Annotated in this window: 17 protein-coding genes; 3 read left to right on the forward strand and 14 right to left on the reverse strand. The window is 37.6% G+C overall.

All coding sequences use genetic code 11. The annotated features are described in order from the left end of the window. Position 1: 1 nt before the first annotated feature. The gene (locus AC1Q6O_RS14865) at positions 2 to 688 is read right to left on the reverse strand and encodes an ABC transporter ATP-binding protein (protein WP_008175188.1); all 687 of its coding nucleotides are present in this window, start codon (positions 686 to 688) and stop codon (positions 2 to 4) included. 422 nt (positions 689 to 1,110) lie between these two features. Here AC1Q6O_RS14865 and AC1Q6O_RS14870 point away from each other — a divergent pair, with 422 nt between their 5' ends. From AC1Q6O_RS14870 to AC1Q6O_RS14880, 3 genes are all read left to right on the forward strand, one after another. Then, positions 1,111 to 1,731: a DUF47 domain-containing protein gene (locus tag AC1Q6O_RS14870; RefSeq protein WP_008175190.1), complete on the forward strand. Its 621-nt coding sequence runs from the start codon at positions 1,111 to 1,113 to the stop codon at positions 1,729 to 1,731. Positions 1,732 to 1,752: 21 nt separating this feature from the next. Continuing rightward, a complete protein-coding gene (locus AC1Q6O_RS14875; protein WP_089985789.1) occupies positions 1,753 to 2,769 on the forward strand; it encodes an inorganic phosphate transporter in 1,017 nt (338 codons plus the stop codon). A 105-nt stretch (positions 2,770 to 2,874) separates the two neighbouring features. Continuing rightward, positions 2,875 to 4,986, forward strand: coding sequence for an MMPL family transporter (locus tag AC1Q6O_RS14880; protein ID WP_090002050.1), 2,112 nt, complete (start codon positions 2,875 to 2,877; stop codon positions 4,984 to 4,986). Between the two features lie 41 nt (positions 4,987 to 5,027). Here AC1Q6O_RS14880 and AC1Q6O_RS14885 read toward each other — a convergent pair whose 3' ends face one another. The 13 genes from AC1Q6O_RS14885 to AC1Q6O_RS14945 form a co-directional block, all read right to left on the reverse strand. Beyond that, positions 5,028 to 5,636: an alpha/beta hydrolase gene (locus AC1Q6O_RS14885; RefSeq protein ID WP_008175196.1), complete on the reverse strand. Its 609-nt coding sequence runs from the start codon at positions 5,634 to 5,636 to the stop codon at positions 5,028 to 5,030. Positions 5,637 to 5,654: 18 nt separating this feature from the next. After that, positions 5,655 to 5,846 carry a hypothetical protein gene (locus AC1Q6O_RS14890; RefSeq protein ID WP_008175198.1) on the reverse strand — a complete coding sequence of 64 codons (192 nt, stop codon included), beginning with the start codon at positions 5,844 to 5,846 and terminating at the stop codon, positions 5,655 to 5,657. A gap of 23 nt (positions 5,847 to 5,869) precedes the next feature. Further along, positions 5,870 to 6,331: a hypothetical protein gene (locus AC1Q6O_RS14895; RefSeq protein WP_069482882.1), complete on the reverse strand. Its 462-nt coding sequence runs from the start codon at positions 6,329 to 6,331 to the stop codon at positions 5,870 to 5,872. Between the two features lie 130 nt (positions 6,332 to 6,461). Further along, on the reverse strand, positions 6,462 to 7,085 hold the full coding sequence (locus tag AC1Q6O_RS14900; RefSeq protein WP_008175203.1) for an NUDIX hydrolase: 624 nt from the start codon (positions 7,083 to 7,085) through the stop codon (positions 6,462 to 6,464). Between the two features lie 11 nt (positions 7,086 to 7,096). Further along, positions 7,097 to 8,194, reverse strand: coding sequence for an AI-2E family transporter (locus AC1Q6O_RS14905; protein WP_008175205.1), 1,098 nt, complete (start codon positions 8,192 to 8,194; stop codon positions 7,097 to 7,099). A 209-nt stretch (positions 8,195 to 8,403) separates the two neighbouring features. Further along, a complete protein-coding gene (locus AC1Q6O_RS14910; protein WP_008175207.1) occupies positions 8,404 to 10,101 on the reverse strand; it encodes a M3 family oligoendopeptidase in 1,698 nt (565 codons plus the stop codon). A gap of 77 nt (positions 10,102 to 10,178) precedes the next feature. Beyond that, the gene (locus AC1Q6O_RS14915) at positions 10,179 to 10,754 is read right to left on the reverse strand and encodes a YdcF family protein (protein ID WP_008175209.1); all 576 of its coding nucleotides are present in this window, start codon (positions 10,752 to 10,754) and stop codon (positions 10,179 to 10,181) included. 77 nt (positions 10,755 to 10,831) lie between these two features. Next, on the reverse strand, positions 10,832 to 12,574 hold the full coding sequence (locus AC1Q6O_RS14920) for a methyl-accepting chemotaxis protein (protein WP_089985791.1): 1,743 nt from the start codon (positions 12,572 to 12,574) through the stop codon (positions 10,832 to 10,834). A gap of 214 nt (positions 12,575 to 12,788) precedes the next feature. Then, positions 12,789 to 14,537 (reverse strand): methyl-accepting chemotaxis protein, encoded by a 1,749-nt coding sequence (locus AC1Q6O_RS14925; RefSeq protein WP_089985792.1) that lies wholly within the window; start codon positions 14,535 to 14,537, stop codon positions 12,789 to 12,791. A 76-nt stretch (positions 14,538 to 14,613) separates the two neighbouring features. Then, the gene (locus tag AC1Q6O_RS14930) at positions 14,614 to 15,909 is read right to left on the reverse strand and encodes an arsenic transporter (protein ID WP_090002053.1); all 1,296 of its coding nucleotides are present in this window, start codon (positions 15,907 to 15,909) and stop codon (positions 14,614 to 14,616) included. Between the two features lie 70 nt (positions 15,910 to 15,979). Beyond that, positions 15,980 to 16,699 carry a YebC/PmpR family DNA-binding transcriptional regulator gene (locus AC1Q6O_RS14935; protein ID WP_008175214.1) on the reverse strand — a complete coding sequence of 240 codons (720 nt, stop codon included), beginning with the start codon at positions 16,697 to 16,699 and terminating at the stop codon, positions 15,980 to 15,982. 203 nt (positions 16,700 to 16,902) lie between these two features. Then, positions 16,903 to 17,364, reverse strand: coding sequence for a low molecular weight protein-tyrosine-phosphatase (locus AC1Q6O_RS14940; protein ID WP_008175216.1), 462 nt, complete (start codon positions 17,362 to 17,364; stop codon positions 16,903 to 16,905). A gap of 61 nt (positions 17,365 to 17,425) precedes the next feature. Further along, positions 17,426 to 18,028, reverse strand: coding sequence for a lysophospholipid acyltransferase family protein (locus tag AC1Q6O_RS14945; RefSeq protein ID WP_036121211.1), 603 nt, complete (start codon positions 18,026 to 18,028; stop codon positions 17,426 to 17,428). Positions 18,029 to 18,037: the final 9 nt, after the last annotated feature.

Below are 18,037 nucleotides of genomic sequence, written 5' to 3' on the forward strand. Positions count from 1 at the left end.
ATTAAGCTTCCTCCTTTACCAATTCGCCATCATACATACGGAAGCGTCTATGTGCGATTGTCGCTACTTCTTCATCATGAGTAATAATGACAAAGGTTAACCCAAACTCTTGGTTTAAACTTTGAATAAGCATCAAAATATCTTGCTCTGTTTCTGAATCCAAACTTCCTGTTGGCTCATCTGCCAGCAACACAGGAGGATTCGTAATGAGCGCTCTTGCAATACTGACACGCTGTTGCTGCCCACCTGATAATTCATTTGGATAATGATCGGCGACTTCTGTTAGACCAACCTTGTCCATTATTTTTTTCACTTTTTCTTTTCTCATTGCTTTGCGCAATCCTTGTAGCTTCAAGGGTAACTCAATATTTTCGAATGCCGTCAAGCCAGGCATTAGTTGAAAGTTTTGAAAGATAAAACCGAATTGTCTCAAGCGAAATGCGGCGCTTTCTGTTTCATTTAGCTGTGCTGTTTCTTTACCATTCACTTTAATAGAACCCTGCTCAACCTTCATAAATCCAGCTAAAACTTGTAATAAAGTTGACTTTCCAGAGCCACTTTTTCCGACAATTGCTACAATCTCTCCTTTATTGACCTCAAAGTTCACGCCTTTTAAAACGGGAACCTGCTTTTCTTTCCCCTTTTTTCCAATTAAAAATGTATGTTGTAAGTTTTCAACTTGAATCATTTGTTAATAAACACTCCTTTCTCACTCATTTCCCATTGTAGAAAACAATTCTTAATAAAGAGGAAGGATAAAAATGAAGATATTCTTAAGAATAAGGAGAGACTCCTTCTAAAACAAATTGAGTTTACATTCCCTTTACAATTCAAGTATTATTTTCACTGATTTTCATTGTAAATCACACATAATTCTGTGCTAAACACGTGTGAATGTCAGTAAAAAACCTAATAACAAAGGATTTATCTGTACTAATAATAACAATTACAGTTTAATCCCCCTTTATTTTGTGAACGAATTGTATATTACAGCAATGTAAATTTTTATGTCGAATATAAAATTTTTATGTAGATAAATTAAAGATTTTGTTATGATAGTAAAGTTTAGAGGTCGATTAATTTATTTATATCCAGGAGGATTCGATTTACATGCTTAACTCAAAAAAACAAGACCCTTTCTTTATTGCATTGCATAAAATTGCTGAAAATATGAGAGAGGCTGTGCATTACGCAAATGATTTTCGTATTAACAGTGTAGCTGACCTAAAAGAGATTAGCATTACAATGAAAAATTACGAAACTGCTGGCGATAAGCTCATTCACGAACTGATCGTAATGCTAAACAAATCATTTATGACACCTATTGAGCGTGAAGATATTTTAGAGTTTGCCATTCGTATGGATGATATTTTAGATGGTACAGAACATTGTATTGCCCATTTTGAAATGTTTTCACTCACAGAAATTGATGAATCCATGCGCACTTTCCTAGGCTATATTTCTAAAAGTGTGGATGAAATTGTCAAAGCAACTGAAGAGTTAAAGAAAAAGAATCTAATTGGTATGCGTCCTCACGCTATTCTAATTAAAGACTATGAACGTGAATGTGATGAAGTACAACGTTCTTCCATTAAACAACTGTTTTTAAACGAAAAAGATCCGATTCGCCTCATTAAATTTAAAGATATATATGAACAACTTGAAGATATCGCTGATCATTGTCAAAACGTAGCTAATACTATGGAAACAATTATCATGCGTAACGCATAATTAGGAGATGGGCACTTTACAATGAATACAATCATTATACTAACCGTACTGGTCGTCATCTTTGCCCTAACATTTGACTTTATCAACGGCTTCCACGATACTGCAAATGCTATTGCAACTTCGGTTTCCACTCGAGCATTGCCACCTCGTGTAGCGATCATCATGGCCGCAACCATGAACTTTATCGGCGCTATCACTTTTGTAGGGGTTGCTAAAGCTTTAACAAAAGACATTGTAGATCCGTTTTCTTTAAATGCCTTTGAAGGAGACACAACCGGCTCAGTCGTTATTTTGGCCGCACTAATTTCAGCTATTATTTGGAATTTACTTACATGGTATTTCGGTATTCCATCAAGTTCTTCCCACACATTGATTGGCTCTATCGCAGGTGCTGCTGTCGCATCTGCTGGCTTCGATGTATTAAACTATGGCGGCTTTACTAAAATCCTTATGGCCTTAGTGTTTTCTCCAATACTGGCTATTTGTGCTGGTTTTATTATGATGACACTATTTAAATTATGGTTTAAAAACCTTAACTTATATCGCACTAATAAAGGTTTCCGTACGATGCAAATCTTCACCGCAGCCATTCAATCGTTCACACACGGTACGAACGATGCGCAAAAAGCAATGGGGATTATGACAATGGCTTTAATCGCTGGAGGATTGCATAGCGGTGATGAAATACCTTTCTGGGTACGTGCTGCTGCTGCCACAGCTATGGGTCTAGGTACATCTATTGGTGGTTATAAAATTATTAAAACCGTTGGCGGTAAAATTATGAAAATTCGCCCTGTTAATGGGGTAGCGGCAGACTTAGCGTCAGCAACAGTTATTTTTGGTGCGACATTAATCCATCTACCTGTATCTACAACACATGTTATTTCTTCATCGATTATGGGTGTTGGTTCTGCACAGCGTGTACGTGGCGTTAACTGGGGAATGGCCCGCAAGATTGTTACTACTTGGGTTATTACAATGCCTATTTCAGCCGTAATGGCATCCATTATTTATTTCATCCTATCATTATTCTTTTAATAACAAGGCTCCTGTCTAATAAATGGACAGGAGTCTTTACTTTGTCACACGACAAAATGTGACACATCCTTTAAATAAATGGAAAAGGGGGATACATAAACAACTATGAAAACTTTTTCAACTTTTATTACCACACATGCAAAAGCAATCGTAGCCCTGTGGATTGTTATTTTTCTAGCAATGGCTTATTTTGCTTTACAGCTTCCCGGTAAACTTCAAGGGGATGGCTTTTTTGTTGAAGCGGATCATAACTATGTCACAAAAGAGCTAGCAAAAACATTCGATATACCAACCAATACAATCTTGGTTGTGTTCGATCCAGCTCAGGATAAGAAAATTGAAGAAACTTTAAATAAACTCGATCACATAAAAGAAATACATTCCATCCAGTCACCTTTAGAGGACGCTTCTTTACGTAAAGATGGGATTGCCTATGCTATGGTCCATTTAAAAAACGATGCTGAAAACCTTTCTGAAATCGTTGAGGATATCCGTTCATTAATTGAAGAAGACGGAGTTCATATTACGGGTGGACCAGTTATTTCTGCTGACATTAATACAGCCAGCCAAAAGGATTTAGCATCTGCTGAGGCCATTGGTTTACCTATCGCCATTATCGTCCTATTATTGGCTTTTGGTACGGTTATTGCTTCTATTTTGCCAATTATCATTGGGGTTGTTACAGTTGTAACCGCCTTTGGTATTATGACATTACTTAGCGGTAGCGTGAATCTATCCATTTTCGTTTTAAATATTGTTCCAATGCTTGGTCTTGCTTTAAGTATTGATTTCGCACTATTGTTCATTAATCGTTACCGTGAAGAGCGTGCTCACACATCCATTGCACAAGCTATTCAAACTGCCACCCAGACAGCAGGACGCTCCATCATCTTTTCTGCAGTATGTGTCATGATTGGTTTAGGTGCCATGATCGTCATTGATGTTGAAATATTCCAGAATATCGCTCTAGGAGGCACCATAGTAGTTCTATTAGCTGTTCTTTCCGGCTTAACCTTACTCCCTGCAACGATGATGCTTTTGGGCGACCGACTCAATAAATGGCGTCTACTGCGTGTTAAACCAGGTGGCGCAAATCGTTGGCGGAGCTTTGCAGGCTTTGTCATGAAACATCCAGTAGCTATCGTAATCGCTGCATTATTAATACTTGGTATCGGAATGCTTCCATTAAAGGACATCCAATTAACAATTCCTCAGGTAGATTCCCTACCGACAAAATATGATGCACGTGTAGCGTACGATAAATTAGATGAAACGTTTAGACTCGGTGAAACATCTACTTTATATTTGTTAGCTGAACGTAAAGAAGGCTGGGAGGATGCTGAAGCTAGAGAGCTGATTTATACTATTCAAGAAAAGTTATTAAAAGATCCACTCGTTACCAATGTTTCAACTATCTATACAGCAACAAACATTCCAACACCTAAGGAACTCTCTGCTTCTTTAGCAATCCCACAGGTGGCGGAGCAATTAAAACCGGCTATTCAAACCTTTTCAAAAGATACAAAGCTATTCATCCCAATTACCATTGATGCAGCTGGCTCTTCCACTACTGCCCAAAAATTTGCACGAACTTGGATGGATAAAGATTTAGGTGTACACTTTGCGCTTGGAGGACCTGCAAAATTTAACCAAGAGATATTTGATGAGATCGCTAATAAAATTGTTTTAGCGATAGCCATAATCATCGTGTCCACTTTCTTTATTTTAATGCTGGCATTCCGTTCAGTATTAATTCCATTAAAGGCCATTATTATGAACATTATTGGGCTTTCCTCTGCCTTCGGAATACTCGTCTATATTTTCCAATACGGACATTTTGGCATTGAGGCAGGATCAATTGTATTGATTATCCCAGTTATTGTTTTCTGTCTTGTTTTTGGCTTAAGTATGGACTACGAAGTCTTTTTAATTTCTCGTATCCAAGAGGAATATTTAAAAGGCGCCAACAATACACACGCTACAATAGAGGGACTGACATCCACAAGTCGGATTATTACTTCAGCAGCGCTCATTATGATTGTTATTACAGGAGCGTTTGCCTTCACAGATGTCATGCCTGTGAAACAAATTGGTGTTGGTATAGCCATTGCTGTTGCTATTGATGCCACAATCATTCGTCTTATGCTAGTACCAAGTCTCATGAAACTATTTGGTGATTGGAACTGGTGGCTTCCTTTCGCAAAGAAAAATAAATAATAAAAAATCCGCCTCCTTGTTCAAGGAAGCGGATTTTTTCTCTATGCATAAATACTGTTATACCACTCTTTTGCTGCGTGAACTTCAGGAATCGTTAGCTGATGTCCAAAATCAAACCAGTTCGTCGTCACTGTCGCACCCGCTGAACTTAAAAGAGCCTCTAAATCCTCTGATTCTTGTGCTGTACACATTGGATCATTGGTACCTGCACCTATAAAAACAGGGGTAGCAGATAGCTTAGGTAGCTCTATCCCTCGTCTCGGCACCATTGGATGATGTAATATAGCCCCTGCTAAAACGTCCTCGTAGTGGAATAATAAGCTAGCCGCAATATTAGCGCCATTTGAATAACCGACGGCTACAATTCGTTGACGATCAAAGCCATATTGCTGTGACGCCTCGTTCAAAAATTCATTCAGTTCCTTTGTACGAATGATTAAATCCTCTATATCAAAGACACCTTCCGCTAGTCGACGGAAAAACCTTGGCATTCCATGTTCTAGTACATTGCCTCGTACACTTAATATATTGGCTGTATCATCAATTTCCTTGGCAAGTCCAATTAAGCTTTCTTCATTACCACCCGTGCCATGTAACAACAATAGAGTTGGTTTTGTTTCGTCTGTACCTTTATAAAAAATATGTTTCATTGACAGTCCACCTCTCGATTATCTTGAATTCGAGATAATTGTAGCCTGTGGCAAAATTAAATTCAAGCTCTTTGACTTATTCATTTCGCGATTTTCACGATTCGGTTGTTCCTCATGGTTTTTATAAAAATTAGTTATAGTAAAAACTGATAGTAAACAAGCCACAATCACAACAACAATAACAATTCCCACTAGTTTTTTCCCGTTCATTTTATGATAATCCCCCGTATTTATTATTTCTTTTTACGAAAGCCTTCTTCTAGCAAATATTCTTTTGCTGCATCATACGTACCAAACGCCTCTTCAAGATTTTCCCCATGGTAGACATTCCAAGAACGTTGTTCAAATACTAGCTGTAATTGATCACCCTCTCGACTATGCCAAATCTCGATAATCGGTTCTTCCGTCTCTACCTCTTCAGATAGATATTGAATAGCATCCGCAATAATCTCACGAAGTTGTTGCTCATCATAATCACGGATATTTACTAATCCTTTATTAGCCTCTTGCTCATAGCGCAATAAATCTCCAACAAAGATAAAGCCATTGCCATTCGGATGTAGCTTTTCAACTACAATTGTCTTTTCATAAAGACTGTCCATAAAGTGATAATTTAAGCGTTTTAATGATATTTCCTTTTTCGTTAGTTCAGAAAATGATTCAATAATTGCTTGTTTTTGTTCAAATGTTAGCATATAAAAAATGCTCCTTTTCTTTACAATCTATCTAACAGTATAACTTATTTTTTCCTGTTATATTGTGTACATTCTCATCATTTTTACAAAGAAAATAGGATAAGCTATTTTCTAGCTTATCCTACCCAAATTAGGATGTTTGATTAAATATTTTCTCACGCGCAAATTTGATCACATGTGCAACATACAATTCACGATAAGGAACAAATTGTGCCGTTCCAACTGGTCTGACAATTTTCACACGTTGACCATCAGGGAAGTATTCGTATCCTTCAATATTCAGAGTTGTCGTTTCTCCCAAGAAGAAAGCTTCGGCCTCATTCAGTCTTGCTCTTACTACACCTGATACTTCCTCATATTGTAAAGCAAAGGAATTCCAATCATGCTCGAAAGGATATATGTAGACATGGCAAAATTCATTATCAATCATATTTTCAGAAACGATACTACAAGAGGTCATGCCCATTTTGACAACATCTTGGACATCTATTTGGAGCCCTAATTCTTCTTTTACTTCTCGTATACCTGATTCCACTGTTTCAACAGCTAAAAGATGGCCAGCTGCTGTAATATCGAGTAAACCTGGATAATCCTTTTTCTGTGAGCTTCGTACTTGAAAATAAATATAGTCCTCATTGACAAGCCAGCAATGAAATGTCTCATGCCAAAGCCCTTTTTCATGTACTTCCGACCGTGTAGCTGTCCCAATTTCCTCATGCTGTTCATTAAATACCTTTACAATTTCTTGTTCCATTGTTTCGACTCCTATACTGATTTCGTCGCTTTTTTCTTGATTGCATTACGTTGATCATAAATATTGGATACGATAACTTTCAATACTGCATAAAATGGTACAGCGATAATAATTCCTATAAAGCCTGCAATATTACCTGCTGCGAGAATAATTGTAATAACAGTTAGTGGATGGATATCGAGCGATTTCCCCATCACGTTAGGTGTAATAAAGTTGCTATCAATTTGTTGAGCAACAAGCGTCACAACGGATACCCAAACAACTAAAATAGGATCCTGAATAACCGCTACGATTAGGGCTGGCGTAAATGCAATCCAAGGCCCAATAAATGGAATCATATTCATAAAGAATGCAAATATTACTAATAGTAACGAATATTCTAATCCAATAATTAAGTAACCCACATACATAATAAGCGCTAATAAAAAACTAATTTGCAGTTGGCCCTGAATATAACTACGTAAAACATCATCAATTTCACTTAATGTTTTCTTTACCCATTGCTGACGTTCGCCACTGAAATATTTATAAATAGATGGTGCAAATTTCTCATGATCCTTCAACATAAAAATAAAGAAGAATGGAATTAAAACAGCTAGTAATGATACAGACACTATGGATTGTAAAAAGGAAATAAACCCTTTACTCGCCACCATTGCAACATCTTGCACAGAGTTCGCCATTTTTTCAATTACATCATTTACCTGCTGTGGGAAGTTATCTTTATTGAGCAGTACATAGTCTGTTAATTGCTGAATACTCGTACTAATACTTGAACTAATCATAGGGGCATTCTTCACTAATTTATTGACCTGCTCGGCAATCGGGTTCCCAATAATCCAGCCAAAAACCCCTGCAATTCCTATGAGGCCGAACACAATCGTCAATATGCTTGCCCATCTAGGAAATTTACGCTTTTCTAAAAATCTCTGAATTGGTTCAGTCACATAATAAAAGACACCCCCAAGTAGTAAAGGGATAAAAATGGCTTTTAATATGATAACTAGTGGTGAAAAAATCCAATGAATTTCTATAAAATATTTAATAATTAATAGTGTAAGTAATATCCCTACACCTACTTGAAACCAAACCTTCCTCGTCACTTTCATTCACTTCCTTTTATCGCCGTTACTCAAGATACTACTGATATATTAACCATTTCGCAAGTATCCTAGTATGTTTTGACTCAATCAATTTTTTCTGTGCGAATTTACTACCAGATTTTCGCGATTACTTAAAAAGCTCCCTTCCAACAAACTAAAAAATTCGCTCACTTCCACTATACTAGTCGTGGAAGTGTAGCGAATTTCAGTATTTGTTATAGCGAGGAATCGTCTACAGAATTTAGGTATGCCTCAATTTCACCAATAACTGATTCGACACAGCCATCTTCAAATGGTGAAATTAAGCCTGCCTCTTTTACAAGCTTTGTAAATGACATGGAGCCACCTAAACCACATAGATGAATATAGTCTTTCCAAGCCGCCTCAAAGTCTTCACGTGAACGCTTCCAGAATTGGAAGGCACAAATTTGTGCTAGCGTGTAATCAATATAGTAGAACGGACTAGCATAAATATGACCCTGACGTTGCCAAATTCCACCTGCTTCGAGGTAGCTATTGTGATCATAGTCACGATGTGGCAAATATGTTTCCTCAATTTTCTTCCATGCTGCCTTACGCTCAGCTGGTGTCATTGTAGGATTTTCATAAATAATATGTTGGAATTCATCAACTGCAACACCATATGGTAAGAATAAAAGACCACTACTTAAATGTGTAAATTTATACTTTTCTGTATCTTCTTTAAAGAATAGCTCCATCCATGGCCATGTGAAAAACTCCATACTCATCGAGTGGATTTCACAAGATTCGTAAGTTGGCCATAAGTATTCAGGAATGCCGATGTTACGGCTTGAATAAACTTGGAAGGCATGTCCGGCTTCATGTGTTAACACATCGATGTCACCTGAAGTACCGTTAAAGTTTGAGAAAATGTACGGAGAATGATAGTTTTCGATAAATGTACAATACCCGCCACTCTCTTTTCCTTTCTTCGCCACTAGGTCCATAAGGTCATGATCAATCATGAAATTGAAAAACTCTCCCGTTTCAGGTGATAGCTCCTCATACATCTTTTTACCATTCGCCACAATCCATTCTGGATCACCCTTTGGCGTCGCATTGCCTGATAAAAAGTTCAGTGCTTCATCATAGAATTTTAAATCGTCAATCCCAATACGCTTCGCCTGACGCTCATACAGCTTTGTCGCTACAGGAACAATTAAGTCGCGAACTTGATCACGGAATTTCTTCACCATCTCTGCGTTATAATCAATACGATTCATACGAATATAACCAAGCTCAACATAGTTGTTATAGCCAAGTTTAACCGCAATTTCATGGCGTACTTTTACAAGTTCATCGTATAAGCGATCAAATTCATCGTCATGCTCCGCAAAGAAACCAAAGCGTGCATTTGTTGCTTCTTTACGCGTAGCTCTATCTGTAGACTCTGCAAACGGTCCAAGCTGAGCAAGTGTTAAAGTCTCACCATTAAATTCGATTTGTGCAGATGCTACAAGCTTATTATACTCAGAAGCTAGCTTATTTTCTTTTTGCATCAAATCAATGACGTCTGGTGAGAACCCTTTAATTTGATAGTTAGCGAGATCGAATAATTGTTGACCCCATTTTTCTTCTAGTTGCTCACGGAAAGGTGAGGCAATCAATGCTTTATAATACTCCGTTGTTACTTCTTCTAGCTCAGGACTAACTTCATCGAAATAGTCGCGCTCTGCTTGATAAAATTCATCGTTTGTATCAATCGATGCGCGAATATACACTAAGTTAGCCATTGTAGCAAAGTCATTACTGATTGCATTTAATTTTTCAATGATGCTACTTTGTTCGTCCATCGATTGCGCTTTTTTAAATTGGTCGACGAGCGCTAATTGTTGCTCTTTCATCCCCGCAACATGTGGACGGTTGTACTCATAGTCTTTAAACGTTTTCATTGAAGTCCCCTCTTTCTGTCATATACCCCGTGATATTTCTATTATATGTCAAATCTTAGCTATTAAGAAACAATTTTTTAATAACCTACTATATATGTTTTTAGTAATGCCGCTCGCTCTCTTATTTTTAGTTTAGCTTCTACTGACTTTGGCGTTTTAGCTGACACTACATCTACTTCAAAATCTAAAGACTCGGCTAAATATTTCGCACGTTTTAGATGGAAGTCATTTGAAACAATCGTAATTTTCTTTGTTTCCTTTGGTATAAGTTCTTTAGAAAATACTAAATTCTCATACGTGGAGGTGGACTGATCCTCCTCGATAATTCTCGTAGCATCAATACCATTTTGCTCGAGATAATCTCTCATCACGGATGACTCCGTTCGATCTTCATCGGGTCCTTGTCCCCCTGACACAATGACCTTTACTTGGGGATACTTTACTAAATATGGAACGGCCTCCTCTAATCTACTTTTTAAAGAAAGTGATGGTACACCTCCTGGTTTTACTTTCGCTCCCAGTATGATCATATAATTAGCCGAGCCATCTGCATTTGCTTCCACCCCACGTTCAATTTCTTTCCCCAACCAAATATAGAGGACAATTGCTATAAAAATTAGAACAACACCTACTCTAATCAACCATTTTTTCACAAATCAACCCTCCCTTACCTTTTATTAACGTGACTACAGAAAAAAGGATGCTTGATTACCAAGCACCCTCAATAATTTTATCTTAAAATAAAGCGTTTAATGGATTCCTGTAACGCTGTAATCTCATCTGTTAAATCATTGGAAGATTCACTAATAAGCTGAATCGCTAGTTGTTGCTCATCTACCGATGCTGTCACCTCTTCAGAAGCAGCGGCATTTTTTTCACTGATCATTGCAATACTTTCAATGGATTTCATCATATCATTCTTAGCGCTATTTACATATTTTACGCCATCGGTCATATCACCAATAATTGAAATGATCTTTTCCACAGCCATTTTGATTTCTTTGAAGGAAGACTCTGTTACCATGACAGAATCATTTTGTTGACTTACAATGACGTGAGTTTTCTGCATTTCATCATTGACTAAATTTGTTTCACTCTCAATCCCCTTTAAGGTAGTGCGAACTAGCTCAGTTGCTACGGATGTTTGATCAGCTAGCTTTCGTACTTCCTCTGCGACCACAGCAAATCCTTTGCCATGTTCACCTGCTCGTGCAGCCTCAATAGATGCATTTAGAGCCAGGAGATTGGTTTGATCAGAGATCTCTGTAATTGTCCCTACAATGCCTTCTATTTCACGTACCTTCACAATTAAACTCCCAAAAACGGACTGAATATTCTGAATAAGCATTGAAGATTCCTGCGACTTATCCTTTAAACTAGCGATATTAACGATACCCTCTTCATTTGATTTTTGCATATGTTGTGATGCATCTAGCATTAATTCATTTTTATCGTGCAATCCTTCAATTTGTTGAGCAAACTCAGTAGCTGTTCGATTTGTATCTTCCGCCTCTGCTGCTTGTTTTACGGCGCCATTCGATACTTCATTAATAGCTTTAACGATTTCATCGCCATAAGCATTTGTTTCTTCAGCAACCGCGGTTAAATTTGACGATGTCGATTGAATTTCTACAATTGCTTCTTCTACATCTGAAATTAGTGTTTTTAATTGATCAACCATTTCATTGAAGCCCTCATTTAACTGGCCAATTTCATCTGTACGCTGTAAATGCTCAATATCTACAGTTAAATTACCCTTTGCTACTTCACGTACGCGTTGGGATAATTTTTTGACTGGTAATGCCAAATGCCTAGATACTAAAATAACAACCATAACACCTATGATAATAGCACCCGCTAACGTCAAACCAATGACTAATAGTAACGAGTTTGCCTCTGCATTAAAATCCTGCATATATGTACCTGATGCAATAATCCATCCCCAATGTGGATCTTTTGCTGAATAAATAATTTTATCCGCCAATACATTCTGGCCTGGTAGCTCAAATTCGTATTTAGTAAAACCACCCCCATCCAATGCTCGGTCAGTTACTTCCCGAATAAAGTAATTTCCACTACTATCTTGATCGTTCCAAAGATTGTCACCTTCTCGAGTAGGGTGTGTTGTTAATGTTCCCTTATCATCTAATACATAGATATAGCCGTATTCCCCCAAGTCACCTGGATAATTAATCGGCCGCTTCCCTTCACTATCCTTAGGTCCCAAGAAAGCCTCGCGAACCCGTTCCTGTGCTACATCTAAAGGTATATCTCCCTTTTCAACACTTTCATTGGCAAGTTCAATTATTTGCAAAGCAGATTGAACACTATTATAAATTACTTGCTCTCCTATATCCTCCATACCATTCTTGGCCTTACTATAACTAACCACGCCAATTATTAAACTTGGAATAATTAGTAGTGCCAATGAAATAACGACTAGTTTCCCCTGTATCGAACGTAAAAACCTCATACTTTAGCCCCCCTTATTCTTCTCGTTCAAAGAGTATATTAACTTATATTATGTTATGATTTGGAAGTTTCCGCAATGGATAAAACGCAAATTAATTCCCCTATTCGGTTTATTTCGATAAATACATATCATTATATTTTTATTTTTCTCCAACTAGCGTAAAAAAACTATTTTTCTACAAGACTTCTTCTCATAGAAAAATAGTTTACAATGATCATAATTTGAACGTATTGATTGTTTCAGTTACCTCTTTAGATGTTTGATCTAACAACGCTACAACTTCATTTAATTCTGAAACCCTTGTTACTTGTAAGTCAGAAGCCATTGCTACTTCTTTTGTTCCTTGCACATTATGCTGAGCAATATCATTCATCTGTTCTGTAGTAGCTAATATTTCTTCAGAGCCCGCTGACATTTCTTCAATGACAGCTGAATCATCCTGAATCTTATTGTTTACCTCAACAACTGATTCTAATATTTGTTCTAGGCTTTCACCAATACGTTGTACAGCCCTATTACCTGCTTGTACATCTACCGCACTACCAGACATTTCATGTAATGCTCGTTCTGTAATGGTCTTAAAGCTTTTCAGATGTGTATGTATTTCATCCGCTGATGCTTTAGACAGTTCAGCAAGCTTCCTTACTTCATCTGCAACGACTGCAAACCCCTTACCAGCTTCCCCCGCCCTCGCCGCCTCTATCGCCGCATTTAATGCCAGTAAGTTGGTTTGGTCAGCAATGCTCGTAATAATTGTTACCATCTCTTCAATAGAGCCGAATCGATCTCCCATTTCCTCAACATGTTTAGCCGTTCGTAAAACGGAGGATTCCACGTTTTGAATTTGAGATACGACCTCTTGAGAATGATTCACGCTAGTTTCCACTAGGCCCGTCATCGTTGAGGATGATTCAGCAATCTCAGAAGTTGTATCAGCCAGTCGTTGAATACCTATCGACATTTCATTCATCGTTAAGACAACTTCTTGATTGTTTTGCTGTTGCTGCTCACTACCAGCAGCGATTTCAACTATACGATCAGCAATTTGAGCATTTGATGTTTCAACATGTTGTGTAGTTTCATCAATCTTTTTCACAACGCTTTGTAAGGCGAATGTTTGTTGCTGAATGGTTTGGAATGTTTCTTTTAATTTTTGTAAGGACTCCTGAAAGGCTCGTGCAAACATAGAAATTTCATTTTTCCCTCTTAGCTGGATTTTTTCAACCTCCATTGTTGCCTTCGCGATATCCCCTTGTGCAAAACTTGACACCGCGTCCCCTAAATTTGCCAATGGCTTTAGTGCTTGATTTATGTAACGGTACATTATAAACATAACAATTCCTGTTAAAACTAACATTACTATAATTAATGCTGGCAAAATGGCTATCAATACAGCATTCGTTACACCGCTTACCTCGTTAGCCTCTATATCTACCCCTATAAACGCCACAATATTTCCTGAAGCATCCTTTAATGGTACTGTACCAGACAAATAATCCCCAAAACCGCTATGTAAAATATTAGAGTAATAACTTCCTGTATCCATTACTTTTTCAATATCTTTATATAATGTAGAAGAAGACTCCTCTCCTATAACACCTGCATTTTCTTGGTCATCTGCTGGCATACCATCCACTAAAAATCGAACTTTTTGATCTTCCTGTGGAACGGCAAAAGTATAGGCATACAGGACCCCATTTATTTCACGCAATTCATTCAGTTCTTCTCTTAGCTGCCAATATAAATTTGATTCCCTTGGGTCCTTTGATAGTTGTTCATAGTCCTCTGGGTTTAATTGTTTCGCAATGTTTTCTGCTACCGCGACAGCCTGTGCACCCATTGTTTTATTAACGGATGATTTCGCTGTGTAGATCATTGTGACAATAAAAAATGCTAACAAAGCTACTAACATAACAAATGACATCAACACGATTCTATTACTTAATTTACCTGGTACTCGCATGCTTACCTCCTTTAACATACTACTAAGTTAATCTATTAACTATTGTACTATTATTTGCACTATTTCGACAATAAAACTATGCTAATAACGATATCCAAATAACTAAAGCAATTAAAGTAGCGAATAATGTCGGAACTGTAAGAATTATGCCGAACTTAAAATATTGCCCCCAGCTAATTTTAATCCCTTTTTGAGCTAAAATATGAAGCCATATTAATGTCGCAAGTGAACCGATTGGAGTCATCTTTGGGCCAAGATTAGTACCAATTATGTTGGCATAAATGAGTCCCTCTTTCATCATGCCTGTTGCGCTTGTTTCAGAGATTGCTAATGCATCAATCATGACTGTTGGTAGATTGTTCATGACTGCTGATAAAACGGCAGCTACAAATCCCATAGTCATGGTCGCTACAACGAATCCTTGCTGCACAGCATGTTCTATTAAACTAGCTAGTATACCTGTCATCCCTACATTTTTCAGGCCGTAAACAACCACATACATACCAATGGAAAAGAACACTATATTCCATGGTGCCCCTTTGACAACTCTCTTTGTATCTACAAAAGAACTACGATTTGCCAGCCATAAGAAAATAGCGGCTACACTACATAAAATAAATGACACTGGAACGTGGAACATTTCGCCGATTACAAATCCCACTAGTAAAATTACTATTACATACCAAGATATCGCAAATAACTTCGGGTCTCTAATCGCCTGCTTAGGTTGTTCAACTGCATCGAGAGAATAGCACTGTGGTATGGAACGACGAAAAACCACATACAGTACAGCTATACTTGCAATTAAAGAAAAGAAGTTCGGTACAACCATATGAATCGCATAATCCATAAAGCCAATCTCAAAAAAATCTGCTGATACAATATTTGTTAAATTACTAATAACAAAGGGTAAGGATGTTGTATCTGCTATAAAGCCACTAGCAATAATAAATGGGAAAATCATTTTTTCCGTCATATTCAGTTTTCTAACCATTGCTAAAACAATTGGCGTTAATATTAACGCCGCCCCATCGTTAGCGAATAGCGCTGATACTATCGCTCCTAAGCAAGCAATATAAACAAATAAACGTATACCACTTCCTTTAGCAAGTCGTGCCATATGCAGGGCAGCCCATTCAAAAAAGCCAATTTCATCTAAAATTAGGGAAATTAAAATAATACCAATAAACGATAAAGTAGCATTCCAAACGATTCCTGTTACTTCCAGCACATCCTGCCATGTAACTACTCCAATTATGAGTGCGATGGCGGCTCCTATACAGGCTGACCAACCAATCGATAATTTACGTGGCTGTACAATAACAAAAAATAAAGTCACTAAAAACAAAATAATCGCTAATGCAGTCTGCATGATTTTCCTCCCTAATTAAAAACCAGTAGCTTTATGTGCTACTGGTTTACTCAATCAATAATATATTGGATTATTCACCTAAATCAGCATTGTGGAAGACATTTTGAACATCTTCTAAATCTTCTAATGCATCGATTAATTTTTCGAACTTTGCAACATCGTCGCCAGTTAATGTTACTTCAGTCTGCGGTAGCATAGAAAGCTCAGCTACTGTGAATTCTTGTATGCCAGCAGCCTTTAATGCCTCTTGTGTAGCAAAGAATTGATCCGGTTCTGCATAAATAATAACCGCTTCCTCTTCTTCCAGAATATCACGAGCATCTACATCTGCTTCCATTAAAATTTCTAGTACTTCATCAGCTGTTTTACCTTCTAAACCGATAACTGCAGTAGAATCAAACATATACGCAACAGATCCACTAACACCCATATTTCCGTTATTCTTACCAAATGCTGCGCGCACATCAGATGCTGTACGATTTACATTGTTTGTTAAAGCATCTACGATAATCATTGTGCCGGCTGGACCAAAACCTTCATAACGTAATTCATCAAAGTTTTCGTCACCGCCACCTTTTGCTTTATCGATGGCTTTTTCTATAATATGCTTAGGAACACTATATGTTTTTGCACGTTCAAGCACCACTTTAAGTGCACGGTTTGACTCTGGATCTGGTTCGCCTGATTTAGCTGCCACATAAATTTCTCGCCCAAATTTAGCATTGATACGACTAGTGCTTTGATCTTTAGACGCTTTCTTTTCTTTAATGTTATTCCACTTACGACCCATTGTTTCCACTCTCTTTCAAAGGATAGATTTATAAAAAAATAATAGATATGCAGTTGCACATCTTAAAATGGTAATTAAATACTTATCGTATCTTTACTCTGCAAATAATAACATAATGATGCTTACAAAGCTAGATATACCAATGTTTATGCTTGTTTTTTCTGTAGCAATAGCTGTAAAAATTTACGCTATTTAGCATCCTTCTATAACCATTCCTCTTTAATTTTATCTAGTAATGCCGTACAGCCTTCTAGCACTAAATCATAGGTTTCTTGAAAATCCCCTGTGTAATAAGGATCAGGAACGTCTTTACGATGTTCTGTTAAATCTAAAAAACGAAAAATCTTTGGTGAAGTAGGATTTCCTAAGATCGTTCTGATATTGCGAATATTGCTCTCATCCATACCAATAATGTATGTGAATCTTTCTACATCAGCCTTTTGTAGCTGTCGACCTACCATTCCTATTGTAGAAATACCATATTCTCTAAGCTTATCCTGTGTGCCTCGGTGAGGAGGTTCATCGATATGCCATGAGCTTGTTGCGGCAGAATCCACAGCAATTTTATCGTCTAAACCCTCTTTTCTCACCAGCTCTCGCATAACCGCCTCCGCCATTGGCGAGCGACAAATATTGCCTAAGCAAACAAAAAGTACTTGAATCATTACGATAATCCTCCTACAACAAAGCACCCAAAATCAATACGATTATGGGTGCCACTTCATTTTATTTTACTGCAATACGATTTTCCAATTCTTCTGTTAAAGCGACTAGTTCACGTTCAAGGTGTTGAGTAAATTGCTCCCGACCTTCTTTTCCTTTACCCGTTACATAAAACGGCTCGCCATAAATTAAATAGCCTTTACCGCGCTTCATGACATCTCCAGCATTACGTGCACCAACGTAGGCCGCTGGAACAATTTGCGCCTTTGCCAATTGAGCGATTGTAATGGCTCCTTGCTTTAAGTCCGTTCCTTCTGAATTACGTGTTCCAGATGGGAATATCCCCACTACTTTTCCTTCTTTCAATAACTGTGAGGGAATTTTAATAACGCTCGGACCAGGATTATCACGGTCCACTGGGAAGGCATTTAAATGTTCAATAAGCCAGCCAAGACCCTTCATTTCAAATAATTGCTTCTTCGCCATAAAGTGAATTTCTTGAGGGTACATGGCAACGCCGAGGTTTAAAATATCTACATAGCCTGTATGCGTACAAGCTATAATATATCCACCTTCTTTTGGCAAGTTTTCCTCACCATACACACGAGCCTTCGAACCCATAAGTTTTAATATTACTTTAACAATATTTGCTACTAATTTATACACTGTCACATT

It is taken from the genome of Lysinibacillus sp. GW823-FHT06C08 (assembly GCF_058795135.1).